The organism is Flammeovirga sp. EKP202 (assembly GCF_014534745.1).
In the GTDB taxonomy this organism is placed as follows: Bacteria; Bacteroidota; Bacteroidia; order Cytophagales; family Flammeovirgaceae; genus Flammeovirga.
This window is the reverse complement of sequence record NZ_JACVVP010000043.1, coordinates 38374-63017: the sequence shown is the minus strand read 5'-3', so window position 1 is coordinate 63017 and position 24644 is coordinate 38374. Positions and strand designations below refer to the sequence as shown.

At 36.4% G+C, this 24644-nt stretch carries 20 protein-coding genes; 12 read left to right on the top strand and 8 right to left on the bottom strand.

Annotated elements, in window-relative coordinates; genetic code table 11:
- The 3 genes from IC221_RS21760 to IC221_RS21750 all read right to left on the bottom strand — a co-directional run.
- Positions 1-3746 (bottom strand): type I polyketide synthase (locus tag IC221_RS21760; RefSeq protein ID WP_188170976.1); only part of this gene is annotated, 3746 nt, incomplete at its 3' end.
- Positions 3747-4745: 999 nt separating this feature from the next.
- Positions 4746-5309 (bottom strand): TerD family protein, encoded by a 564-nt coding sequence (locus IC221_RS21755; protein WP_044209506.1) that lies wholly within the window; start codon positions 5307-5309, stop codon positions 4746-4748.
- Between the two features lie 14 nt (positions 5310-5323).
- A complete protein-coding gene (locus tag IC221_RS21750) occupies positions 5324-5947 on the bottom strand; it encodes a TerD family protein (protein WP_188170975.1) in 624 nt (207 codons plus the stop codon).
- Between the two features lie 226 nt (positions 5948-6173).
- On the opposite strand from IC221_RS21750, the gene IC221_RS21745 reads away from it, so the two are divergent.
- The 4 genes from IC221_RS21745 to IC221_RS21730 all read left to right on the top strand — a co-directional run bounded on the left by IC221_RS21745 (position 6174) and on the right by IC221_RS21730 (position 8619).
- On the top strand, positions 6174-7292 hold the full coding sequence (locus tag IC221_RS21745) for an FAD-binding domain-containing protein (protein WP_188170974.1): 1119 nt from the start codon (positions 6174-6176) through the stop codon (positions 7290-7292).
- Positions 7279-7917 carry a flavin reductase family protein gene (locus tag IC221_RS21740; RefSeq protein ID WP_188170973.1) on the top strand — a complete coding sequence of 213 codons (639 nt, stop codon included), beginning with the start codon at positions 7279-7281 and terminating at the stop codon, positions 7915-7917. Before IC221_RS21745 ends, IC221_RS21740 begins: the two co-directional genes overlap by 14 nt.
- A complete protein-coding gene (locus tag IC221_RS21735; protein ID WP_188170972.1) occupies positions 7917-8063 on the top strand; it encodes a DUF2256 domain-containing protein in 147 nt (48 codons plus the stop codon). The genes IC221_RS21740 and IC221_RS21735 overlap by 1 nt, the downstream gene beginning before the upstream one ends.
- Before the next feature lie 238 nt (positions 8064-8301).
- A complete protein-coding gene (locus IC221_RS21730) occupies positions 8302-8619 on the top strand; it encodes a hypothetical protein (RefSeq protein ID WP_044209516.1) in 318 nt (105 codons plus the stop codon).
- A gap of 288 nt (positions 8620-8907) precedes the next feature.
- On the opposite strand, the gene IC221_RS21725 is transcribed toward IC221_RS21730, so the two are convergent.
- Positions 8908-9405 (bottom strand): Lrp/AsnC family transcriptional regulator, encoded by a 498-nt coding sequence (locus IC221_RS21725; RefSeq protein ID WP_367397781.1) that lies wholly within the window; start codon positions 9403-9405, stop codon positions 8908-8910.
- A 381-nt stretch (positions 9406-9786) separates the two neighbouring features.
- On the opposite strand from IC221_RS21725, the gene IC221_RS21720 reads away from it, so the two are divergent.
- From IC221_RS21720 to eno, 3 genes are read left to right on the top strand one after another with little or no spacing between them, the layout of a single operon-like run.
- Positions 9787-11259: an aldehyde dehydrogenase gene (locus IC221_RS21720; protein ID WP_188170971.1), complete on the top strand. Its 1473-nt coding sequence runs from the start codon at positions 9787-9789 to the stop codon at positions 11257-11259.
- A complete protein-coding gene (locus tag IC221_RS21715) occupies positions 11260-12264 on the top strand; it encodes an aminoglycoside phosphotransferase family protein (RefSeq protein ID WP_188170970.1) in 1005 nt (334 codons plus the stop codon).
- Positions 12254-13549 (top strand): phosphopyruvate hydratase, encoded by a 1296-nt coding sequence (gene eno, locus IC221_RS21710; RefSeq protein ID WP_188170969.1) that lies wholly within the window; start codon positions 12254-12256, stop codon positions 13547-13549. Before IC221_RS21715 ends, eno begins: the two co-directional genes overlap by 11 nt.
- A 255-nt stretch (positions 13550-13804) precedes the next feature.
- Here the strand turns inward: eno and IC221_RS21705 are convergent, their stop codons facing one another.
- The 4 genes from IC221_RS21705 to IC221_RS21690 all read right to left on the bottom strand — a co-directional run bounded on the left by IC221_RS21705 (position 13805) and on the right by IC221_RS21690 (position 20806).
- Complete coding sequence (locus IC221_RS21705; RefSeq protein WP_188170968.1) at positions 13805-14380, bottom strand: hypothetical protein; 576 nt, start codon at positions 14378-14380, stop codon at positions 13805-13807.
- 203 nt (positions 14381-14583) lie between these two features.
- On the bottom strand, positions 14584-15192 hold the full coding sequence (locus IC221_RS21700) for a GDSL-type esterase/lipase family protein (RefSeq protein ID WP_188170967.1): 609 nt from the start codon (positions 15190-15192) through the stop codon (positions 14584-14586).
- Positions 15193-15199: 7 nt separating this feature from the next.
- Positions 15200-17167, bottom strand: a complete 1968-nt coding sequence (locus IC221_RS21695) for a 1-acyl-sn-glycerol-3-phosphate acyltransferase (protein ID WP_188170966.1) — start codon at positions 17165-17167, stop codon at positions 15200-15202.
- A 96-nt stretch (positions 17168-17263) separates the two neighbouring features.
- Positions 17264-20806 (bottom strand): caspase family protein, encoded by a 3543-nt coding sequence (locus tag IC221_RS21690; RefSeq protein ID WP_188170965.1) that lies wholly within the window; start codon positions 20804-20806, stop codon positions 17264-17266.
- A gap of 233 nt (positions 20807-21039) precedes the next feature.
- On the opposite strand from IC221_RS21690, the gene IC221_RS21685 reads away from it, so the two are divergent.
- The 5 genes from IC221_RS21685 (at position 21040) to rnc (ending at position 24587) form a co-directional block, all read left to right on the top strand.
- Positions 21040-21450 carry a phage holin family protein gene (locus tag IC221_RS21685; RefSeq protein ID WP_044209538.1) on the top strand — a complete coding sequence of 137 codons (411 nt, stop codon included), beginning with the start codon at positions 21040-21042 and terminating at the stop codon, positions 21448-21450.
- Between the two features lie 12 nt (positions 21451-21462).
- Positions 21463-21888: a hypothetical protein gene (locus tag IC221_RS21680; RefSeq protein WP_188170964.1), complete on the top strand. Its 426-nt coding sequence runs from the start codon at positions 21463-21465 to the stop codon at positions 21886-21888.
- A 139-nt stretch (positions 21889-22027) separates the two neighbouring features.
- Complete coding sequence (locus IC221_RS21675) at positions 22028-22264, top strand: acyl carrier protein (protein ID WP_044209543.1); 237 nt, start codon at positions 22028-22030, stop codon at positions 22262-22264.
- Between the two features lie 125 nt (positions 22265-22389).
- On the top strand, positions 22390-23643 hold the full coding sequence (gene fabF, locus IC221_RS21670) for a beta-ketoacyl-ACP synthase II (RefSeq protein ID WP_188170963.1): 1254 nt from the start codon (positions 22390-22392) through the stop codon (positions 23641-23643).
- Positions 23644-23843: 200 nt separating this feature from the next.
- Positions 23844-24587, top strand: a complete 744-nt coding sequence (gene rnc / locus IC221_RS21665) for a ribonuclease III (protein ID WP_044209547.1) — start codon at positions 23844-23846, stop codon at positions 24585-24587.
- Positions 24588-24644: the final 57 nt, after the last annotated feature.

The window sequence follows — 24644 nt, the reverse complement described above, 5'->3', positions numbered from 1 at the left end:
GCACCGAAGATCTCAACACGCTTGATAGAGTCAATTCCTAAATCAGCTTCCATATCCATACCCATTTCTAACATCTCTGATGGGTAACCAGTTTTCTCAGCGATTACTTCTAAAAGTGAAGCTTCGATTTCTGCGTTAGTTACACCACCTTGTGCTGCTGGAGCTGGTGTTTCTACAACTGGTGCTGTTGCTACTGGAGCCGCCGCTGGTGCAGGAGCTGCTGCCGGCGCTGATGTTGCACCTGCTTTTCCTGAAATATATTCAGCGATTTGAGCTAATGTTCTTAACTCTGCTAATTCTTGTGGATCTACTCCTTGAACTGATGGGTTAGCCTCTGTCATCGCACCGAAGATCTCAACACGCTTGATAGAGTCAATTCCTAAATCAGCTTCCATATCCATACCCATTTCTAACATCTCAGAAGGGTAACCTGTTTTCTCAGCGATTACTGCTAATAAAGAAGCTTCGATTTCTGCATTTGATACACCACCTTGAGCTGCTGGAGCCTCTTGAACTGGTGCTGCTACTGGAGTAGGAGCAGGAGTTTCAGCTACTGGCGCTGGAGCTGGCGTTTCAACTGGAGCTTGTAACTGCTGAGGAGCAGGAGCTGCATTTGAAGCTAATTGGTTATTTGTTTGCATGTTGAACAACGACGACAACATTTGTTCGATGCGTGATTGTTGTTCAGTTAAACGCTGAATGTCTGCTTGGATTTGATCCAATACTGCCTTCTCTGCCATGGAAGCTGAATTTTGTTTCTGACGAATTTTTTCTTCAATAATTTGAGACATATCTGTTGTCTCAGCAATCACCGTCTCGATTTCCTCAACTAACGGTGCTTTTTGCGAAAGCACTTTTCCTCCCTTCGCTAATGTATCTTGGTATCTCTTCTTGAAACCGTCTGTCAAATAGTTTGTACCTGAAATCTGTACATTCATTTTTGACTTCGCACCACCTACTTGAACTGGTCTTGCGTACGGATCAAAGTTTTGGATTTGAATACCCATTACAGCCAATTGAACAGCTGCTTCTCTCAACTGAACGTCTGAGTTTTTCTTAGGATTAGGGTTCAATGCAATCACTTGGTGATCTTGACCTGCTAAGATTTCAGAAGTTAGGTTTGAAAGAATATTCTTAGGTCCAAATTCAACGAACACTCTTGCCCCTTCTTGGTACATTTTCTCGATTTGCTCTTTGAATTTAACTGGACTTAAAATGTGTCTCTTTAAAGTTTCTTTGATGAACTGAGGTTGTGCAGGGTAAGCAGTACCTAAAGTATTAGAGTAAAGCTTTCCTTGTGGTACCGCAATGTTTGTTTGGTCAAGAACTGCAGCAAAAGGTTTTGAAGCATGACCCACGTAAGGTGTATGGAATGCTGCAGAAACTGGTAGGATAGTCGCTAATAAGCCTGCTGCTTTTAATTCCGTTTTAAGCGCCTCCAATTCGTTCTTCGCACCACCTAAGATCGTTTGCGTTCCTGAGTTGATGTTGGCTACCTGTACATTTTGGTATTTACCGATGTAAGGTTGAACTGCTACAACATCACCTTTTACAGCCATCATTGTACCTGCATCTACTCCTGCTTGTGCTGACATCGCTTGACCTCTTTCTTTCGAAAGTTTGATAAACGTTGCTAAGTCAATTGCACCTGAAGCATACAATGCTGTAAGTTCACCATAAGAGTGACCTGCAAAATAGTTTGCTTTGAAGCCTGCGTTTTGTAAAATGTGATACATACTTGCACTCAATGCACCAATTGCTGGCTGAGCATTTTCAGTTTGAGTAAGTACCGCTTGTTGTTGTTTACGCTCCTCATCACTGAATACAGGAATCGGATATACAGTCTCAGTTAAAGGTTTTTTGTTGCTTGCTTCAAATTCACCATTCACTTTCGCGAATACTTCACGAACTTGAGGGAATGACCAAGCGATTTCGTTACCCATGTTTGTATATTGAGAACCTTGACCTGCAAATAAAGCAGCTACATTGTCCTTACCGTTGTAAGCGGCACTTCTATACCAAACATTTAAGATTGGGTTTTTCCACTCTGCTGCATTCGCATCTTTCGATAATGCTGCAACAAAAGCTTGAAGTTTTTTCGTAGCCTCCTCAATTGATGAAGCAACGAAACCTACTCTTGGTTGATTTACAGGAACGTTTTCTGCGAATGCTGTTGCTGATACTTCTTTGTAGTATGCTTTTGCATCTGCACCTGTTAAACCATCAATATGTTTTTGAGCCAACGCCACTAACGCAGATGATGATACTTCAGAAAGTAACCATTGTCTGTGGATGTTGTGAACTCTATTTTTCTCGATTGATTGTCCTTTGTACTCCTCCATAGAGAAGTGAAGGTTGACACCACCAAAACCGAAAGCTGATACACCTGCTCTCAATGGAGTTTGAGCATCTTTTTGGAACCAAGGTCTAGTTTCAGAGTTGACATAGAATGCTTTCTTCTCAATCTCTAATTTCGGGTTCGGCTTTGTGATATTGATTGTACCTGGAAGGATTTTGTGGTGTAAGGCTAAAGCTGCTTTAATCATACCCGCTGCACCTGCTGCTGCTTTTGTATGACCAATTTGAGACTTTACAGAACCTAAGGCAATGTGATTTGTTTTCACACCATCGTCACCGAATACCATACCCATTGATACACCTTCTGATGCATCACCTGCGTTAGTACCCGTACCGTGCGCTTCAATCAAACCAACTGTTGATGGATCATAACCTGCTTCCTCATAAGCTCTTCTCATCGCTAAAGCTTGACCTGAAGGACGAGGCGCATAAACTGATTTATAACGACCATCTGAAGAACCACCAATACCGTTTACTACAGCATAGATTTTATCTCCATCACGCTCAGCATCTTCTAAACGCTTCATGACCATCATACCCACACCTTCACCGATCAACATACCGTCACCATCTTGGTCAAATGGACGGATGCTACCGTTACGTGAGAATGCTGGAGTTTTTGAGAATGACATGTACATAAATGGTGAGTTGTCTGTATCCACACCACCTGTAATCATCATGTCTGCTCTTTTTTCTACCAATTCAGCAACCGCCATTTTGATAGCTGATAGTGAAGCCGCACAAGCTGCATCCACTACTGAGTTGATACCACCGAAGTCAAAACGGTTAGCAATACGACCAGAAATTACGTTACCCAATAAACCTGGGAATGAGTTTTCTGTCCAAGGCACAAACGCTGCTTTCATCTTTTCGATTGCCACTGCGATTTGCTCTTCTGGCATTCCCATTGACTCTAATGCTCTTCTCCAAACTGGATACTGTAAACGAGCTGTCAAAGGAATGATTAGCTTTTGACCACCGCCAACGCCAAGAATAACACCTGTTCTTTCTCTTAAATCTGCTTTTAATGCCTCTGAACCTGGAGCATATCCTGAATCGATCAATGCATCTTTAGCAACTGCAAGACCCAATAGCTGAGAAGCATCCGTTACTTCTAAGATATTTGGCGGTAAACCAAACTCCATTGGGTTGAAATCGATTTTTGGAACGAAGCCACCTACTTTACAGTAAGTTTTGTCTTCTGCTAATGGATTAGGGTCATAATAATCATCAATTTTCCAGCGGTCATCAGGAACTTCCTTGATACAATCCACACCTTGGATGATATTTTCCCAGTACTTCTCTAGGTTCTCAGAGTCTGCAAATACAGAGGCCATACCAACAATGGCAATAGGCGTCTCTTTCAGCAGTTGGTTTGTGTCTGTCATATCTTTTATTCTTGGAATAGTACAATACACACGTTGTACTACTTTAGTTTTATTCGTTACTCACTAAAAAAATGAAATGGTTACTTGAATGATGAAAGTTTGTCCAAGCTCGCTTTTGCTCATTTTTCAGCCCGTATAACAATTCGAATCCCGAAATTGTGACAACTTTTCTAAAAAAAATATACGTTTGCTTTTATTTAATAATGACTACCTATTCATTCATCTATCAAAAAAGTACAAAACAACAGACAACTGTATTACATTACAGAAGTAAGTATTCACTAATAGCTAAAAATTAGGATAAATATCGAAATCTAAAAAAATGTTATTTTTTATTTTAACCCTATTTTTAAGTATTTCAGAGGCTATAAATTGAATTTTAAAGTCAGGTGAAATATTTATTATTCAGAAAAAAACGAAGACCTGTAAAAGTTTTTAATAATTCTTGTAACATTATTCATACTACCATTATACTTCAAAGCCAATCATTGATAGAAGCAAAAAAAGAGACCTGTTCATTAAGCCTCTTTTACTGTTATTTTTTTCTATAATCTTACCTTTTCTCAGGTTTTAAATTAAAATTATTTCAATCAATGAATCATAGGTTGAGGGGGCTGATATAGTTTTTTATACTCCTTTGATGCTAAGTTTTCGTTAATCAATATGATTACTTTTATGAAGGATAAATAGAAGTGTATTGTGGTTCGCGAGGACGTTTTAATAAAACGTCCCTACAGCACTACATTTTAAAAGATTACTGTAAAAACCTTTGTTTTTTGATCTGTAAGCAGACAATCATTTAGGCGAGAGAAATGAAATTTAGCTTTTGACTTCTAAGCCTAGATTTTTGCTTCGTTTTTCATCAATGGAAAAATGAAGAAGAAGGAAACTTGAAAGCAGGACATCAAAGTCTCCGAAATAATTGATTAGAAGTTTACAATGCCGTACTTAATACAAAAAAAGAGACTTACATCTCTGCAAGTCTCTCAAAAATATTTTTTAAACATATTGATCTACATAACCCTGTAAACCAATTCTAGTTCCGTCTCCTGTTGCTTTAAAAGTCCATTCTCTTCCAGATTTTATCAGCCTGCCAAACTCCATGTCTGTGGCATTTCCAAAAGTAGTTTTATTCAAACTGTATCTTAAAATTTCGTTTTTCTTGTCTACATCTACAATTCGTATATAAGCATTATCCAACATCCCAAAATGATGATTTAGTACATCTGCATTGTGAATTGATGCGACAAAAATTAGTTCTTTGATAGAAGGGTTAATTTGAGATAAATAAGCTAAAATCATTTCATCATCACCATCTCCTTCTCCATTTCTGTTATCTCCTGTATGTTCTACGCTATTGTCTGGCGATTTAAGGTTATTATAGAAAATAAAGTATTCGTCTGCAGGAAGTTTTCCGTTTTCTCCAACCATAAAAACAGAAATATCAAGATCTAGTGAGTTTCCAGGAATGATGTCCCAACCAATTCCTAACATTACTTTGTCCAACCTTACGTTGCCCTTCATCAGGTTGACTTTGCTTCCTTTTTTTAAGTCTATACCCATAACATTATTATGCTCTAGTAGTTATCTTTTATATGTAAAATAGTTTCTGAAATATCCTTTGCCGCAATTGGTGTTCCAATTACCTCAAACTCCCAACAGTCATTTTTCAGTACCAAACGCCCCATCAACATTGAGACATAATCTGCATATTCTTCAGAAGAAGATAGATTAAAATTGGCAAGGCATTCATTCTGAGAATAAATATTTACCTCTGAAAAAGGGATTTGTGAGAAGTTTTGTTGAGAGTAAGAATTTAGGTACAAGTAAATTTGCTTTACTTTTTTGTCGATATTTTTTAGGTCTACCCAGATTATTTCATTATCCAGGCCATCATTTCCATTTAAATCGCCCTCTAGGTCATCTCCAAAATGTTTTATCGCTTCATCCGGAGATGTTAGTTGATTATAGTAAACAGTGTATATATGTTCCTTGTCCTTGTCAAAAGCGGAAAGACTTGCATCCAAATCGACACTTGTTGTATAAGGGATCATATTAAAAAACACTTTTTTCTGGATAGCACCCCAGTTGACACCTACCCGCACAAAGTCCAAAGAACTACCATTGTCTTTGATCAAAGAAATAGTACTGCCTTTTTTCAATGTGATTTTTGACCTTTTTTGGAGTTCGGTATTACTCATATTTATATATAGTCGTTAAAAAGTATTAGTTGATGTTGCTATTTATTTAAAAGTAGTTTTAAAATATTGTTTAACGAAGACGATTAACATTGGTTGTCAATTGCTCGAACCATTTTACATTTTTTCAAACATTTTTCTTATTCATCCATTTAACATTAAGAACAATTTTTAAAAACGATCACTTACTAAATTCAAGTGCCTCTTCAATCCGCAATAAACAACAATTATGATCACAACCTTTGAGTTTCCTACTACTTTTGATGCGATCAAAAATATAGTAGATCAGTATTCACCCGAAAACTATGCTCGGTCAAGAAATTATATTGATGGAGAAGTTTCTTATTTATCACCTTACATTTCAAGAGGAGTTATATCTACCAAATATGTAGTCTCAAGACTTATTAAAAATGGCTACAGCCTCAGAAAAAATGAGAAGTTTATTCAAGAATTAGCATGGAGAGACTATTGGCAACAGATATGGATTGAAAAAGATATTGATGAAGATCTTAAGCATCAACAACCTCAAGTGGAACATTATGGTATTCCATCCGCTATTTTCCGTGAAAACACAAGTATTGAGGTCATTGATGAGCATCTTACTGAACTCCGAAAGCAAGGATACCTTCATAATCATATGAGAATGTACATTGCAATGTTTACTTGTAATATTGGGAAATCACATTGGAAAGTCCCTGCCCAATGGATGTATTATCATCTGCTGGATCATGATTGGGCAAGTAATGCATTAAGTTGGCAATGGGTCGCTGGTGCCAACAGTAATAAAAAATATTTTGCGAATCAGTCGAATATCAATAAGTATACTCATACGTTTCAAAAAGAAACTTTCCTTGATAAATCTTATGAAGAATTGGAACAAATGGAAACGCCTTCCATTCTTCAAGATCACTTTCAGCCTGAGTTCACTACCCAATTGCCCGACAGTACTTCAATCACAATTGATACTTCTATTCCTTCTTTCATTTATAATTCTTATAACCTTGATCCCCTTTGGAATCATGAAGTAGAAGGTAATCGTGTTTTGTTACTTGAACCTTCACATTTTGAAAAATACCCTGTCAGTGACCATGTACTTCAATTTATACTTGACCTTTCTGAAAACATCGAAAACATTCAAGTTTTTGTAGGTGAATTTGATGAATTAGAAAAACAATTAGAAGGTTCAAGCATTTATTACAAGGAGCACCCAACAGTTAGTCACTATAAAGGAATTGAAGAGGAAAGAGATTGGATTTCCAATGTCAAAGGATATTACCCTTCATTCTTTAAGTTTTGGAAATATGTCAAAAAAGAAATTTTCAACCCCAATTATCATGAAGCTGAATAAACAAGAAATAGACACTTTGGAATTCAAATTTAAAATCAATCTTATCAATTCCATTACAGGGATAAAACCCGGAAACTTAATTGGAACAGTGGATAAAGAAGGAAATGAAAACCTCGCCATATTTAGTTCGGTTTTTCACTTGGGAAGTAACCCTCCATTGATTGCATTTGTTACACGTCCATCCCAAGAAGTTCCCCGACATACTCTACAAAATATATTAGAAACTTCATCGTATACCGTCAATCATGTCGTTACTGATAAAATTGTAAATGCTCACCTTACTTCAGCAAAGTTTGACAAGGGAATTTCTGAATTCGATGCCTGCAATCTCACCCCAGAATATCACCCTGAAATCAATGCTCCATTCGTCAAAGAAAGTAAAATCCAAATCGGGATGACTTTAGAAGATATTATGGATGTAAAAGCCAATAAGACGAAAATTGTCATTGGTAGAGTCAATTTTCTTCATATCAAAGAAGAAAAAATAGTAGATGATCAAGGGAATATCAATCTTTCTGAAGCACAAAGTGCAGGAATCTCAGGACTACGCTCCTATTATTCTTTTCAAAATCTAGCTACTCTTCCTATTGCTCACACTGATAACATTGTAGTTTCTGAGAAGTAATGAAAAAGAAAAGAGACCTCCCGACTAAAGTTTGTGTGGTATGTGAGCGACCTTTTACTTGGAGAAAAAAATGGGAGAAGGTGTGGGAAGAGGTAAAATATTGTAGCGAGCGATGCAGGAGAAATAAACAAAAAACCAAGGATTAATAATAGGGTAAATCCATCTAACTTTGATCTAATTAATTCACTATCAAATAATCGGGCTTAAAATATAAAATTATTAGATTTTATATTAGAATATTGAAGAGCATATTGATAAAAAAAGATTCATTTGCGTAATAACTATCAATTTCTTGAATGTTTCTAAAAACTCATTTTTCAACGAACTAATTCGTTTTTTTTTACCTTATATTTGCAGTCACTCATTTAATCATAATTATTATATATGGCCTCAACAAGAACTTGTCCTAGATGTAAAGCAAGAATTCCTGATGCAGAATTTGCGAGTCACTTAGTTAGATGTAAAGGTAAAACTATTAGTGGTAGTGGATCTGTAGTGACAAACGAAGTGGAAGAATCTGTCGCTAGGGAGAAGAAAAATAAAGAGATCAAGAAGAAAGCAACAGCTGCTAGAAAAAAAGCGGCTCCTAAAAAAGTAATTGGTCCTGAACTGCAAATGCTAATGAATAAGTTCAGAATGACTGCTGAAGATGCAGAGCTTTTCTTACAACAAAACCCGAATTACTTTAATAAAGGAGAGTAAGTACACTGTAAATCAAGTTTTCAAATCTCTATGATCGTTAAAAATCATTTAGGCGAGAGAAATGGATTTAGCTTTTCACTTCTATGCCTTGAGTTTTTTGCTACCTTTTGTTTCAAGACAAAACAAAAAGGAAAGCAGTTAAAAAAAGATCTTGGAAAGCTTATCGAGAAGTTATTTACAATGTAGTAAGAATTGATATCTGAAACATCATTTGAAAAGAAATTCACAAGAAGAGAGGTTCCAAACAACCGCTACGAAGTTGACCCGATAAATACAACATTTATCGGGTTATTTTTTACCTAATCCTTTCAAAGGAACATGAATAGATTCTTTAATCTTTCCCATCACAAACGTACTATGGGCACTACCTATATTTGCAATCTCTCCTAGCTTATTCAATACAAAATCCTGATAAGCTTTCATGTCTTTCACCATTACTTTCAATAAGAAATCATAATCCCCTGAAATGTTGTAACACTCTGTAATTTCATCTAATGATAGAATGTCGTTTACAAATTGATGACCGATGACCTTGGAATGCTCTTTTAGCGTCACATTACAAAAAACAGTGAGTGAACGATCTAGTTTTTCTGCATCCAAAACCGCTACGTAATTTTTGATATAACCTTCCCTCTCCATTCTCTTAATCCTCTCATAAACGGGTGTGGTCGAAAGGTGAACTTTGTGCCCAATCTCTTTCGTACTCAAATTGGAGTTCTTTTGAAGTAAGTCCAATATCTGTATGTCTAAGCGGTCTAATTCCTTCATAGATAATCTTTCTAACAATGTATTTCAAAATTCAATTCAAAAGACAAATAAACTAATTATAAAAATACTGACAGATATAAAATCACATCAAAAACACTACAGCAATAAAATAATCTAAACTTTTACCTTTTTAAAGAAATAAAATCTACACTTTATCTATATCTAAATTAGCTTATCATAAGAAATGAAGTAGGACACCGTATTTGTACTGTAAAATCAATTAATAGATTGATTGTGTATCAAATGTCTTTTAAAATTTAAAAATCTCCTTCAAAAGGAAATATAGTACACAAACCTGATAATAAAGCATTTATTCTCCCCTACCTACTCTCCCTACATTTGTAAAAAGATCGATATGCAATCTTTAGTAAATGAATTATTACATAAACCACATAACCTATGAACCAATTAACAGATAAAGTAAAAGCCTTTTTGGCACAAGACCCAATACCTGCATTTGTCAATGGAACTTGGAAAAAGGGGGAATATGAAGAAACTTCTGCAATAGAGAACCCTGCCAACAGAGAGGTGTTAGCCAAGGTAAACCTATCTTCAAAAAGTGATGTAGAAGATGCCATTGAAGCTGCTGACAAGGCATTTTTACAATGGAAATTACATTCACCACAACAAAGAGCAGAGGTACTGAAACGCTTTGCTAATTTATGTGAAAGAGACAGTGAAGAATTGGCTCAACTAGAAGCACTCGATGTAGGAAAAGCCATCAATAACGCAAGAGGTTTTGATGTTCCTTTTGGCATAGAATGTATACGCTATTTCAGTAACCTCATTCTTGAAAAAGACTTTGAGCAAAAGCTTGAAATAGAAGGAATCAACGGAAAAAAAGTGAGAATCCCTTATGGTGTAGTCGGTTTTATTTTCCCTTGGAATTTCCCATTAACACTTTGCATGTGGGGAATCGGCCCTGCACTTGCAGCTGGAAATACGGTAGTGATCAAACCAGCTGAAATTACACCGTTAAGTACACTCTACTTAGGAAAACTAGTGCAAGAAGCCGGTATCCCTGAGGGAGTAATTAATATAGTTCCAGGAAAAGGGTCAGTGGCTGGAGAAGTCATTACTACCCATCCTAAAGTAAAATGTGTTTCTTTCACGGGTTCTTCAACTGTAGGGAGACATATTGGTCAGAACTGCGGCGTACACCTTAAACCGGCTAAACTTGAGCTTGGCGGGAAAGGTGGAGCTGTAGTTTTTGAAGACGCAGATATTGATCATGCTGCGGAAGGTCTTGCAGGTGCTATCACCCTCAACACTGGACAGGTTTGCTGTACTGCGACACGATGGATCATCCAAGAAAATATTGTAGATGAGTTTGTAGAAAAAGTAAAGTCTAATCTTCAAAAAACAATCATTCAACCGGGTATGATGGAAGAGTGTGAAATGGGGCCTGTGGTTAGCAAAAAGCAACAGGATAGTATTATTGATTATATCCAAAAAGGCATAAAAGAGGGTGCAAAGCTTATTTTAGGAACTGATACTGCACCTGAAAAAGAAGGGTATTACATCCCTCCTACGTTATTGATGGGGGACCAGAACAATATCTGTTTTAAAGAAGAAATCTTTGGACCGATCGCTTACATTACCACATTTAAAACAGAAGAAGAAGCCATACAACAAGTTAACTGTCTGGATTATGGTTTAGCAAATAGCGTATGGACTACTTCTACTGAAAAAGCACAAAGAGTAGCTCTCGAAATGGTATCGGGTAACAGCTGGGTCAACGCCCACAATGTCTTTGCTTATGGACTGCCCTATGGAGGGGTAAACGGAAGTGGAAACGGTGGTGGTGTCAATAGTATTGAAACACTATTTGATTATACTAGGGGATTGACGATTGCAGAACCAATTGCATAGATGATGAATCAAAAAGAATTAGTTGAGTACCTGCAGAATCAAGGAATTATCAGTAGTCGAAACCTTAAGATTACCCCACTGAGTGGTGGGGTGTCTTGTGAAATTCTTCTTTTGGATGATGGACAGAAAAGGATTGTGGTAAAACGAGCCTTGCAAAAACTGAAAGTAAAAGAAGATTGGTTTGCTGATATTGGTAGAAACCACACGGAGCAGAAGTACTTAAAATATGTAGGTGACTTATTGCCTGAAGCTGTTCCGAAGATACTGTACCAAGACGAAGAACATCATTTTTTCTGTATGGAAATGATTGAAGGTGATTTCTCGAATTGGAAAAAGGAATTAATGGTGGGGAAGATCACTACTGAATACGCTCGTGAGGCGGGGCGTATTCTTGGTCTTATTCACAACACCTCTTTTGACAAAAAAGAGGTAGCTTCTCAATTTGACACTCTTCAGAATTTTCATGAACTGAGAATTGACCCCTACTTATTGAGTACAGCTCAAAAGCATCCTCAACTTTTATCTTATTTCAGCGAGGAGGCATTGCGGTTGAGTAATACTAAAAAATGTTTGGTGCATGGTGATTTCAGCCCAAAAAATATAATGGTATCACCACACCGTATTGTAGTCCTTGATTGTGAAGTAGCTTGGTATGGTGATCCTGTTTTTGATCTTGCTTTCTTGATCAACCACTTTATGTTGAAAGCACTATTAATGCCTGAGCAATCGCAACAGTTGATGCATCTTGCAGAGCAATTCTTTCAAACGTATCAATCAAAAGTCACTTTTGCATCAAAAGAAAGGCTAGAGGAACAAACCGTTCGCCTCCTATTATTATTGATGTTGGCAAGAGTTGATGGAAAATCTCCCGTAGAGTATCTGCAAGAAGAACAACAGGATTTAGTACGAAACTTTGTTTACAAAACATTACCCAAAAAGATAAAAACACTTGATGTTTTTTCAAATCTGTGGGTAAACTCAATACAATTAGAAAATGAATATTAAAAATATTGACGCCTATCAAATCTATGACTCTAGAGGATATCCTACTTTAGAAGTCGAAGTAGAATTAGAAGATGGTACAACAGGACGAGGGCTTGTTCCTTCAGGTGCTTCTACTGGACAATTTGAGGCTTGGGAATTGAGAGACGGTGATCCTACAAAATTTAGAGGAAAATCTGTATTCAATGCCATCGCTAATGTAAAAGGAGAAATTGCAGGTGCTTTAAAAGGTGATAGTGTTTTTGATCAGAAAAATATTGATCAAAAAATGATTGCTTTAGATGGCACACCTAATAAATCTAGATTGGGTGCGAATGCTATTTTGGGAACATCAATGGCAGTAGCGAATGCAGCCGCAAATGCTAAAAACCAAAAGCTCTATGAATATCTTGGCAATGGTGAAGGACACCTGATTCCACTCAATGAGATCCAAATTTTAGGTGGTGGAGCACACGCCGACTGGGCAACGGATATTCAAGATTTTCTAGTGATTGCCATTGGTGCAAAAACATACGAGGAAACTCTAGAAATGACGCACAATATCTACCATGAAGCGGGGAAAGTCATGAAGGAAAAAGGGAAATGTGTGGGCATTGCTGATGAAGGTGGCTGGTGGCCCGATTATACCAATAACGAGGAGCCCTTTGAAGTATTTATGGAAGCTATCCAAAGGGCAGGTTATGAAGCTGGTAATGATGTGGCAATCTCTCTAGACATTGCGGCAAGTGACTTGTTCGATGGTGAAAACTATCACTTGAGACTAGAAAACAAAAAACTCAGCCCCGATGAATTCTATGCTTTAATGAAAGATTGGTGTGAGAAATATCCGATTGTTTCCATTGAAGACCCTTTCGCAGATACAGAATTTGACTATTGGCAAAAATTCACTCAAGAATTCGGGCACCGTGTACAGGTTATTGGGGATGACTTATTCACTACAAACATCAAAAGAATTGAAGAAGGGATTGCTCAGCAATTGGCTAATTCAGTTTTGATTAAACTCAATCAGATTGGTTCTGTTTCTGAAACTTTAGAGGCAATTACACTAACTCAAAAGGCTGGCTGGCTCCCGGTTGTTTCTGCTCGATCAGGCGAAACTGAAGATGCTTTTATCTCGCACTTAGCTATCGCTACTAATGCGGGGCAATTGAAAGTAGGTTCATTTGCTAGAAGTGAACGTATGGTAAAATGGAATGAAAACCTTAGAATACAGCGTCACCTTGGTGATAAGGCTACTTTTATTGGAGGAAAAATTTATGATCAAATTTTCTCTACAGCTTCTGTATAAAAGAATAATTTCGAAATAGGTCCATGGTTATAAAAAAGGGTTCGTGCGATATTTTATCACTCGAACCCTTTTTTATATTTTGAGTCCCCTTACTTAGTGCTTGTAAACTAAGCTTTTTGATATTTAGAAATCAGGAGATTTCTGATGATCTACAAGACACGAATGACGCTAACGCTTAACATTCGCGCCAGTGGACTTTTTACCCAATCCGCTTGGTAGTGTTTTCCTACGACCTTGAAGGGTTTACAGGCAATATTATTTCTGAGTCCCACTAGGTTTTATACCTTTCACCCTTTTGGTGTTGGCTACAGACTTTGTAATTTCTTTATACTTCCATAATACATTGGCACCTCTACCCCAGTTCAAGTACCATGTATACGGGCCATATTCTACTTCTCTATCTTGAGTTACTTCCAAGTAAAATGCAGAAGAGCCATCCGTTCCTCTTTTGTCTTTGATAAAAGTAAATTCATACCCTTCCTTATTCTCAAATTTTACCTTTAATGAATCTGGATAATTTTGAGTAATAATACCTGTAGCTCCTTTAACGATTTTTATTTTCTCAATCCTTTTTCCATTATCATAGATAATGTTTCCTTCATTATTATTGATTACTTCAGCATCTTTAGGAATATCTCTTTGGATATGAATTTCCTCTGAGATATAAACCACTAATTGAGATATATCAACGTTATTCTCTTTTAAATTTTCTAATCCCTCAGTAGTCACAGGCGTTTTGGCAATAAAAGCTCCTTTTACTTTATCCATTACCTGAGCATTTGAAAGATGAGTAATACACAAAAGTACTACAATCAATGGCCAATTTTTCATGTTGAATTAAGTTGTTTTATTTAGTTTTCAGTTCATTCAATTGAACTATTTTTTTGTACGAATCAATCTGTAATAAAGTTGTCCCTCTTATTAAAGATTAAGTACTAAGTCAAAAGTAGTTTATTTCAATCAATCTCAAGAAAAAACATCAAAAAAATGGTAAGAAGTTTTAAGATATCCCCTTACCATTTTTCAGTTTTGAACTATAAGTACTTTTTCAATACATCTGCCCAAATGTCATAACCGGCAGGCAACATATGAAGCATATCTTCTTCAAATAAGTCCGGTCTACTTTTCGCATTCTCATCCAACATTGGAGTGAAAATATCAACATAAGTGATGTTTTTCAGTGTATGCATTGCTTCCTTTACCAGGAGATTTGCTTTCTCTATCTCATGCATAATATTATCCTTGCTTGGGCTCGGCTTAATAGACATGTAATAAATAGGAAGATCTTCTCCATATTTAAACCTTAGTTGATTATAAATACTTTCAAAGGAGAATAAGATATCTTCAGCTTTTTGTCCTCCACCTAGATCATTGTCTCCTGCATAAATAAACACACTTTTAGGAGATTCAATGTCTTTAAATAATTGATTGAAATAAAGTGCACAAGCTTCTAAAGTAGAGCCTCCAAAACCCATATTTAGGATTTCCTCATTTCCTAAATCTTCTCTTACTTTTGCCCAAAGTCTAAAAGATGAACTGCCATAAAAAACAATAGGTTGATCAATTGAAGGCTGTTTTCGTAAATTTTCGGCCAACTCTGGTAGCCCTTCATTCTTATAAAACTGGATTTCTTCTGTTGTCATTGTTAATTTAATTTTCCACCAACTGAATGGCCTCCTCTACATAGGAACGATATTTTTTAGAATAACTTTTTAAAAACCCTCTTAGTTCCTCTTTAAAGGGTTTTGTAGTATCTATAACTTCTGATAGTCTGAAAGCGGGTTTGATAACAACACCTAACTTCGCTTTACTCATTCGTTTGTCAAAGAACGACAAAGCAATTGGAACAATCAAAGGATCAATACCAGAATGATTCGCAATCATAAAAGCACCCGGCTTAAAATCTACGGGAGATTGATGTGTCTCCCTACTTGTTCCTTCTGGACTCAAAATCAAATTGACACCCTCTTTTAATTTAGAGCTCGCTTCATCGAAAAACAGGTTTCTATTTCTTCTTTTCTCTTCGTCTGACATTTTGGACGGATCAGAATCTGCAGTTCTTACCCCAATATGTCCCAATTTATTATAATAATCTTGGTGTCCGTATTCTGGTCCCTTTCCAATTCTTACGACTCTCAATCCTGAATCCTTGTAAAACTTAAAAAGTAACATTGAAATGAAATGAGAATCCAATGTAATTTGGAAATTGTTAGGCAGTGTATAATACGGGTGGTTGAGTAAGTGATTATATATAAAGATATTTCCTGACTCTTTTGGTATATTTTCTAACCCTTCAATTTTAATATCCAGGTAAGCAATTGCTTTTTCAAACAACTCAGAACACTCGTTTCTAAGCTGGCTTGCCGGAATAGTTTTAGGTGCTTTAATGACATGATTCGTCATTTTCTTTAACCCTTCCATAAATAAGTACTCCTTACGTAAAGGACCGGTTACTTTCACAAAAAGGTTGGCTAAGCTTCTTTCCTGACCAACTCCTGTATTACTTAATTGATCCAAAAGGTCAAAAGCAATTCCTTGTGTCAGTTTTTCTGATAATAATGAAGGTATTTTATGGATATCAGATGTCACACTCAATTGTGCCCCCGCTTGATCAATCATGGTCTGAATCGTCAATAATTCTCGATCATACGTCTGCGTGATGACTTGAGCACGAACAGCTTTCAATGCACTTCCCAACAACCATAATAGTCTATACATAAAGACCATTCCGAGGTTTGGAAACTCACCATAAAGTACTAAAAGATCTATTCTCTGAATTTCCAATACTTCAATAGGTTCCAATACCACTAATTCCATAAAGTTAGGAATGGCATCAAAACTTGCTGCACTCCAAAGGATCACTTGTCCTCTTTCCTGTAAAATATCAGAAGTATAGATTTCTCCATTGTCCTTCACATAATTCAAAGCTACTTTTCCACTTTTGAGCACCATAAATTTATTGGAAGCTTCCCCTTTGGAAAGTAATTTCTCGCCTTGTTTATAATATTTTGTATCACTGATATTGGCTAATTTCATGAGGTGCCAATCAGAGAAAGGGTTGAAGAAATTGCTTTGTCTGAAAAACTCCAAATTAGATTCTACAGGTCCTTTGTCTTGGAAAGAGGTATAAGTGGTATTTCCTTCCAATGAATCTACGGTCATTGGGATGGAACCTTGAATCCAGACATTTCGAGCATCTCTTAATAAATGAGTACTATATAATAAGGTTGCGGAAAGAAAATGCATACCAATTTGAGGGTTACTATCAAAAAGATCCCTCAAAAGTTGGTTGTTCCATGTAACAACCTTTGTTTTTCCTTTTGCTTTGGCCGTAGTGGCAAAGCGGTAAGGTTCTCTAAAACCTGACCATCCAATTGGCGTTCCTTTTTCATTATTCTCACCCACTGTTAATCCACCGCGCTGATCACCTACATTAAGATGGTATTCTACTTTCCCAGAGTAAAGGATATAGAACTGTTCAGCTGATGCAAATTGTAAAGTGATAATTTCATCATCTTCAAAAGTAACTAACTCTGCATTTTCCGAAAGAATCTCCAATTCTGATTCGTTTAGCCTGTCTGCAAATGGTAGTTCAAGTAGTGTTGTAGTTAATGGCATAGATAGTACTAGTTTGGACAGTTTTCAAAAAATTTCCCGTAAAATAGCCGATTCTTAAGAACTTAACAAAAGGATAAAATACACTTAAACTAAGTATTATTTCTCTGATGAATTAAAGTAGGCTTCGATTTTATGAAATAGTTGTTCTTGACAGTCCTTGATATCTTTAGCTTTGACCGTCCATTTTTCTATTACTTGATTTTCGGATATTAAGTGTAATTTCAATAGAATATTATTTTTATGCACCTCATATTTACCCCTTATTATATAAGTATTGGGTCCTTTTGCATTTTTCTGGTAGCGAACTGTCAGCTCCTTTTCCTCTGCCTTTAATACAAAATAGGTCTTCACTTGCTGGCTGAGGCGGAGGTGATCAGCCCAAGTTTCGGCATCTTCTAAATAAATAGCCGAAATTAAATTTTTCTGAATCGAAAGTGTGATGCTGTCTCTAACGGCTTGAGGTAATTCTGCAATATAAAAACTCCCTGCACCAACCGGCACTCTGTATTCTGGCTGTTGTTCACCACTCATGGCTGAGGCTAATTGAGGAACAGACTCTACGGCATGTGCAAATAAATCTTGTACATCTACGAATCGACCTTCGTCCAACTCCCCTCTTTTCAAATAATCCAATAAAGAATAAGTGAGTAAACCGTGCTCTAGGTAAGAAGATTCATAACTGACTTTATCAGAAGAAGCACCTGAAAGCATGAACATTCCTGTCTTGGCTCTCATCCTTTCCAAGGCCCTTTTTTTCATTCCTTCCTCATTATAATCTCTCGAAGTAATTAATTCTGTGGAGAAAGAACCTGCATGACAAGCATCTACTACAAACACCTGTTTCGAAATTGGAATTTCTTTGATCCAATCCAAAAGCTCAGTTCCATTAATGGTATAATTGTTTTTGATATCAGGGTCAGAAAGATCACTGTTACTCATATCTTTGGTTAGAAAATGGAAATCGTTATCCCCTTCTTTGTTTTCGGCAACAGCTCCATGCCCAGCAAGAAAGACAAATAGAATATCAGAAGAATTTGCTCTTTGTTGAATGCTTTCAAAAGCCGCTTTAATATTTTCTTTTGTAGGTTGAAGCACTTCTTCCTCGGCATCAGTCGTCAGCAGTTGAACGACAGAATTTTTTACACCAAATAATTTTTCACTTCCCACATCAATGGCCTCATACATTGCTTTGGCATCTTCTGCTGCATACTTCAAATCCAACAAACGTCCTCTGTAATCCGAAACGCCCACGATGACTCCGTACAATGTTGGAGGAGCTTCCAATTCTATTTCCTTTCCCTTATACTTTAGTTTAATTCCTCTTCCATTCAGTGTTCCTGCCTTGTTGGAAGTAAGCACCATAATATCATTTTCTTGATTAGGAATAAGGTGTATTTTCACTTTATCCAAAAGGATAGTATAATATTCTTTTCCCTCATAAATCTCTTTTTGACCTTCCTTCAACACATCCGTGATTACTTCCTTATTATTGATATAAAGACTTACACCTCCAATTCCTCCACCTCTATCAATTACTTCTATGTATAGTTTTCCCTCTCTTTCAAAAGTATTTGTTTTTGGAAAAAGTGATAAATTACTCAAAGGAGGCACTTTTCTTAAAGGATTACCTTGCAGAATTTCATAAGCCAAACCCGGCTCCCAATACTTATCTTTCAATTGATCAAAATCAATCGTCTCTGTACCATACACATAATAAAGTTCACTCATGTTGAGATCCCCCACATCAAACAAGCCCGAATGATGTTCAATGACCCACTTCCCTTCATCTGTCACAATGATTTCACCATCCTTCTTCTTCTTCTCAATATTCCATATTTCAAAGGTGGTATTGGTTCTAATTGTGAAAAATATATTTTGATCTATATAAGGTATGATATCGACCATTGGAATAGAAGAGTCTTTAAACTGTTCTATTTTACTATTCAATTGTTCGTTCCAAATACTAATATCTCCCGCTCTTTTACCGAAAATCCATTGCTGTTTTTTGGAGAAATAATCAATTTCCAAAATATCCTCAGAAGGTATGTTATGTTCTATGACTGACCAATCTTCACAATTCCAAGCATAAATTCCTTTCTTACCACTGACTACTAACTGCCTTCCATCTTCTGAAAATTTCAAATCATTTAGCCATAAATCAGCAACTGTTGTTTCAAAAATGATTTTCTGTTTTTCTAAACTATATACTATCAATTTCCGGTCCCTGCCAATAGAAGCTATGGTTTGAGCATCGCTATCATTTTCTACACAAACGACCTCTCCATTGTGTTGATAAAGTAATCGTCTAGTCGATTTTTTACTATTCCACAATAATACATCACCACCTTTTGTTCCTATGGCCACTTGACCAATGATTGGTATATTAGTTAGTGCCATTCCTTTATGCTCTAGCCGTAATGTATCTAATAACTTTCCATGATCAGACCATATTTTCACTAAACTATCTGCTCCGGTAGTAATCCACTTATTACCATTGAGTGTATATTCTAATGCTGAAGCAAATTCATTATGCACTTTCCAGCTTCTTGTAACAACGTGTTCATTGGGTTCCCATGAATAAAAAATTCCATCCGTTGACACAAAAGCAATCGCTCCGGTAGAAAGATTGATCTCTCCATCTACGAGGTGTCCTTTAACAGGCCTCCACCTTACATTCGTTTGAGAATTACCAACTTCTAATTTCCAAACCGATATCGATCCATCTTTATTGGAGAAAGCGGCGTATTGCGTACTTTCAGTAAATACCATTTTCTCAAAGTCGTGCCTAACACCCAAAGGTTCTTTATTAATTTTTCCATTTTCAAAAGCATAGAAATAAATTTTTTGTGCTTTAGTAGCAAAAACCAATACATTAAAAAAGGAGGAGTATTTTAAGTCGACAATAGGCGTATTATCAGGAGAAGTCATCTGATCTACAAGAGTATCTGCGTTGATATCCCATATCTTGATCGTTTTGTCCCATGATGCTGTCACAATGAGAGAATCAGAAGGAATATAATCAATTGCCGAAATCCAATCTGTATGCAAACCCTTTTTAATAACATTGGGTCTATCATACCCTCTCCATACCACAATATCGCCTTCCATTTTCCCTACAGTCAACCATTTCATTTTAAAAGAATAGTTTAAAGAAGAAAAATTACCTAAGTCAGATTTAATCTCTAAACCGTCAGGAGCCAACTTCTTATTTTGCCAATCTAACCGGTAAATCATTCCACCTTTTGTTATAAAAAGAAGAAACTCTGTCACAAATTTGATCTTAAAAACTTCCCCTTCTACGTTATCAAATTCATAAACTACTTCCTGTGAGTTGAGATGTATAATTTTTACTTTTCCATCCATACCAGCAGTAGCTAAATATTGATTATCTTGAGAAAAACATAGTGCTGTAATTCCAGATTCATGAGGATAAACTGAATAAAGTAGTCTTTTATCATCAATATTCCACACTTTTACTGCTGCGTCCTCACCAGCGGTAGCCAATAATTTTGCATCATTGGTGATCGCCAAATCCTTGACCTTTCCTAAATGCCCAGTTGACAAAGTCAATTGAAGCGTTTGAGCATAATGTAGCGTATTATAAAAGAAAAGGAATAAGAGTAATAAACGTACTTTCAAAAGAAGAAGTATTTAAATGAAATAGATTGCATTTGTATTTGTAATGTACAACTTTGGTCTTAATAATAAACACATGTATCACTATCAATCCACCTCTTAGGTGATTTATTTAAAAAGGACCGAGAAACTATGTCATGATACAATAAAATTAGCTGTATTCTTCTATATTTGTCTATCTTTTAATTTTTAAGATTATTTTTTATCCTACCATCATTTAGGGTTGATCTTTTTATATGTCTAGAAGGAATTCATTACGCAATAAAATATTTACCGAAGAAGAACAAGCCCGTCAGAAAGAACGGTTTGACAATATCATCAGTGCCATTGTAAAACTGATAGAGACTTATGCTAAACTGTTCAGTATTCAGATTAAAACAGGCTTGGCTGGAACACTTTCGGTCATTGCAATTTTTGTGATTATGCTGACATTTTTAACGCTTGCCTTTGCCTTTTTTGCATTGGGGTTTGCTTTATTTGTCAATTACATTTTCTCATGGCCATCCTTTGCAGGATTTACGATTGTAGGGGTATTTTGTGTAGGCCTTTTTGGTCTAGCACTTTATTACACTACCCATTTGCGTAATCAGTTCCTTATTTGGATCGATGAAGCCATTGATAGATTGCAAGAAGAAAATAATGAATAACCTATATTTCTTATGAGCGAGCAAAAAACAAATACAGTTAGAGAAAAATTAAAAGCAGAAAAGATCCAGCTCAAAGAGCAAACTAAATTAGCTAAACAAGAATTAGTAGATTTAGCACAAGGAACCGTTTCTGAGACACAACAAGATATAAAAAAGATTTTTACGTACGGTGCAGCGTTAGTAGTTACCTATGGCTTATCACAATGGGCACTGCGTATTCACAAAAGTAGAAGTCAAAAGAAATACTTAAAAAAACTTTCAAAACTTGAAGTTCCTACCAAAAAAGGTAAGAAAATTGTAAGTACTGATACGCACGAAAGCAGGGTTCCATCTTTTGGAAAAATGCTTCGTGAAGAGGCCACAGTTTTCCTTATGGGAGTGGCCAAAGAAGAAATTTTGAATTATTTAGAAAGTCGCAAAGAAAAAAAGAAGAAATAAAGTAACTCACTCTCAAATACTTAACGATGTATACGTATGCTTGCATAACTTATACGATCTGTTAATGATGAAGATACTTGCAGTTATAAATTCTAATTCATTTCTTTGCAGTTAAATTGGTCAACTAAAAGTTATTAAGATGTCCGAAATTGCAGAAAAAGTAAAACAAATTATCGTTGATAAGCTTGGTGTAGAAGAATCAGATGTAACACCAGAGGCTTCATTCACAAACGATTTAGGTGCAGACTCACTTGACACTGTTGAGTTAATCATGGAATTTGAAAAAGAATTCAACACTTCTATTCCTGATGATCAAGCAGAAAGCATCACAACTGTAGGTAACGCAATCGAATACCTTGAAGAGAACGTAAAGTAATTTACACTCCCTTTAAAATAAGCGAATCAGACGCTAGCGAACCTGATAGTGCAAGTACCTCAGTTTTTTCTAGGTGCTAAATCTGTCAGGTTTGTTTTTTTGGGATCTTCCAAAATCAAAATCTTATGAACGCTAGAAGAGTTGTAATAACTGGAATTGGTGCATTAACACCACTAGGCAACACTGTTGAAGAGTATTGGGCAAATTTAGAAAAAGGGGTTAGCGGTGCTACTCCAATCACTAAGTTTGATGCCTCGAAATTCAAAACTCAATTTGCTTGCGAAGTAAAAGACTTCGTAGCAACTGATTATATTGACCGTAAAGAGGTTCGTAAAATGGATCTCGTAAGCCAATATGGTGTTGCGGTAGCTAAACAAGCCATTGAAGATTCTGAAATGGACTTAGACGCTGTTAATAAAGAGCGTTTTGGTGTCATTTGGGGTTCAGGAATCGGTGGTCTAAAATCCTTCCAAGACGAGGTTTCTGGCTTCGCTTTGGGTGACGGGACACCACGTTTTAATCCTTTCTTCATTCCGAAGATGATTCCTGACTTAATACCTGGTCATATTTCTATGACTTGGGGACTAAAAGGACCTAACTTCACGACTGTATCAGCATGTGCTTCTGCGACTAATGCAATGGTAGATGCTTTCAATTATATTCGTTTTGGAATGGCTGACCTATTCGTAACTGGTGGCTCTGAAGCTGCAGTTTGCGAAGCGGGTATCGGTGGTTTCAATGCTTTGCGTGCATTATCAACACGTAATGATGATCCTGCAACTGCCTCAAGACCTTTTGATGCAAACAGAGATGGATTTGTACTTGGTGAAGGTGCCGGTGCATTTATCTTCGAAGAATTAGAGCATGCAAAAGCGAGAGGTGCAAAAATCTATGGTGAAGTAATTGGTGGTGGTATGACTGCTGATGCTTATCATATGACTGCTCCTCACCCAGAGGGAGAAGGTTCAAGCAGAGTAATGGCTGAGGCAATGAAAGATGCTGGAATCGAGCCGAAAGATGTTGATTATATCAACGTTCACGGTACTTCTACTCCACTTGGTGATATCGGAGAAGTAAACGCAATCAAAAAAGTCTTTGGAGAAGATGCTTATAACTTAAGTATCTCTTCTACTAAATCTATGACAGGTCACCTTTTGGGTGCTGCAGGTGCAGTAGAAGCATTAGCATGTTTATTAGTTCTTAATAAAGGTGTGATCCCTCCAACGATCAACAATACTACTCCAGACGAGAAATTGGACCCTAAATTAAATTGTACTTTCAATGAGGCACAAAAGCGCGACGTGAATATTGCCTTGTCGAATACGTTTGGTTTTGGAGGTCATAACTTCTCAATGGTATTCAAAAAGTACGCTGAATAATTTGTACTTTTCTTAGCAGAAACCCGTTAGTAAGCCTAATTTCTAACGGGTTTTTTGTTTTCCTTAAAAAAAACTCTGTTATCTTTAGTATTCCCTACAAAAAAAAGAATTGAAATAAAACACCTTTGTTTTAGATATTTTTTACATTTTTGGGGAATGTTTTTTACTCCTCGAATTTATCGAGACTATAATACTGATCAATGATTTTAGGAAAATTCTTAAAACGATGGGTCACGCCTTATAATGAGCAGGAGAAAAAATTAGCCAAGGTTGTAACAAGAATTATCGGAAGAAAACCTTTTAACATCAAATTGTACCACCTCGCAATGCAACATACATCTGTTGCTTTTGAAAGTGGAGCAATGAAAGGTTTTAAAGAATCGAACGAACGTCTTGAATACTTGGGAGACGCCGTTTTAGGTTCAGTGGTAGCAGAATATCTTTTCAAACGCTACCCTTACAAAGACGAGGGTTTCCTAACTGAAATTCGTTCTAGAATTGTAAACCGAGAATCTCTTAACCGCTTGGCTGTTAAGATTGGTTTGAGTCAAATGGTGGCTTTTGAAGGTCGAAAAAACTCTGCATTAAGTCATAAATCAATTTATGGTGATGCAATGGAAGCTTTCATTGGGGCTGTTTATTTAGACAGAGGATTTCACTTCACACGCAGGTTCATCATTCATAAATTATTGATGATGCACTATGACATTGAAGAAATCATCTCGACAACAACCAATTTTAAAAGTCTCATTATTGAGTGGGCTCAGAAGAATAGTAAAACTGTTGATTTTACTATTTCAAAACAAGGAGGAAAAGACGGAAAACAATTCAAAGTCAACTTAATCATTGACGGAGAAGTGCAAGCAGTAGGTTCAGGCTATAGTAAGAAAAAAGCCGAACAAGACGCTGCCCGTAAGACTTGTGAAGCGCTGACACTCGCTTAATTGTTGTCAACCACATTAAAAAAGGCCCTTTTAGAACTAAAATTCTAAGAGGGCTTT

Excerpts from the sequence above, each read along its gene's own strand:
- IC221_RS21750 (WP_188170975.1), bottom strand. The coding sequence starts at position 5,947 with ATGAGTAATACCGAACTCCAAAAAAGGTCAAAAATCACATTGAAAAAA.
- IC221_RS21675 (WP_044209543.1), top strand. The coding sequence starts at position 22,028 with ATGTCCGAAATTGCAGAAAAAGTAAAACAAATTATCGTTGATAAGCTT.
- IC221_RS21700 (WP_188170967.1), bottom strand. The coding sequence starts at position 15,192 with ATGACAACAGAAGAAATCCAGTTTTATAAGAATGAAGGGCTACCAGAG.
- IC221_RS21745 (WP_188170974.1), top strand. The coding sequence starts at position 6,174 with ATGATCACAACCTTTGAGTTTCCTACTACTTTTGATGCGATCAAAAAT.
- IC221_RS21730 (WP_044209516.1), top strand. The coding sequence starts at position 8,302 with ATGGCCTCAACAAGAACTTGTCCTAGATGTAAAGCAAGAATTCCTGAT.
- IC221_RS21740 (WP_188170973.1), top strand. The coding sequence starts at position 7,279 with ATGAAGCTGAATAAACAAGAAATAGACACTTTGGAATTCAAATTTAAA.
- IC221_RS21735 (WP_188170972.1), top strand. The coding sequence starts at position 7,917 with ATGAAAAAGAAAAGAGACCTCCCGACTAAAGTTTGTGTGGTATGTGAG.
- IC221_RS21705 (WP_188170968.1), bottom strand. The coding sequence starts at position 14,380 with ATGAAAAATTGGCCATTGATTGTAGTACTTTTGTGTATTACTCATCTT.
- IC221_RS21720 (WP_188170971.1), top strand. The coding sequence starts at position 9,787 with ATGAACCAATTAACAGATAAAGTAAAAGCCTTTTTGGCACAAGACCCA.
- IC221_RS21680 (WP_188170964.1), top strand. The coding sequence starts at position 21,463 with ATGAGCGAGCAAAAAACAAATACAGTTAGAGAAAAATTAAAAGCAGAA.
- rnc (WP_044209547.1), top strand. The coding sequence starts at position 23,844 with ATGATTTTAGGAAAATTCTTAAAACGATGGGTCACGCCTTATAATGAG.
- IC221_RS21695 (WP_188170966.1), bottom strand. The coding sequence starts at position 17,167 with ATGCCATTAACTACAACACTACTTGAACTACCATTTGCAGACAGGCTA.
- IC221_RS21715 (WP_188170970.1), top strand. The coding sequence starts at position 11,260 with ATGATGAATCAAAAAGAATTAGTTGAGTACCTGCAGAATCAAGGAATT.
- IC221_RS21685 (WP_044209538.1), top strand. The coding sequence starts at position 21,040 with ATGTCTAGAAGGAATTCATTACGCAATAAAATATTTACCGAAGAAGAA.
- IC221_RS21755 (WP_044209506.1), bottom strand. The coding sequence starts at position 5,309 with ATGGGTATAGACTTAAAAAAAGGAAGCAAAGTCAACCTGATGAAGGGC.
- fabF (WP_188170963.1), top strand. The coding sequence starts at position 22,390 with ATGAACGCTAGAAGAGTTGTAATAACTGGAATTGGTGCATTAACACCA.
- eno (WP_188170969.1), top strand. The coding sequence starts at position 12,254 with ATGAATATTAAAAATATTGACGCCTATCAAATCTATGACTCTAGAGGA.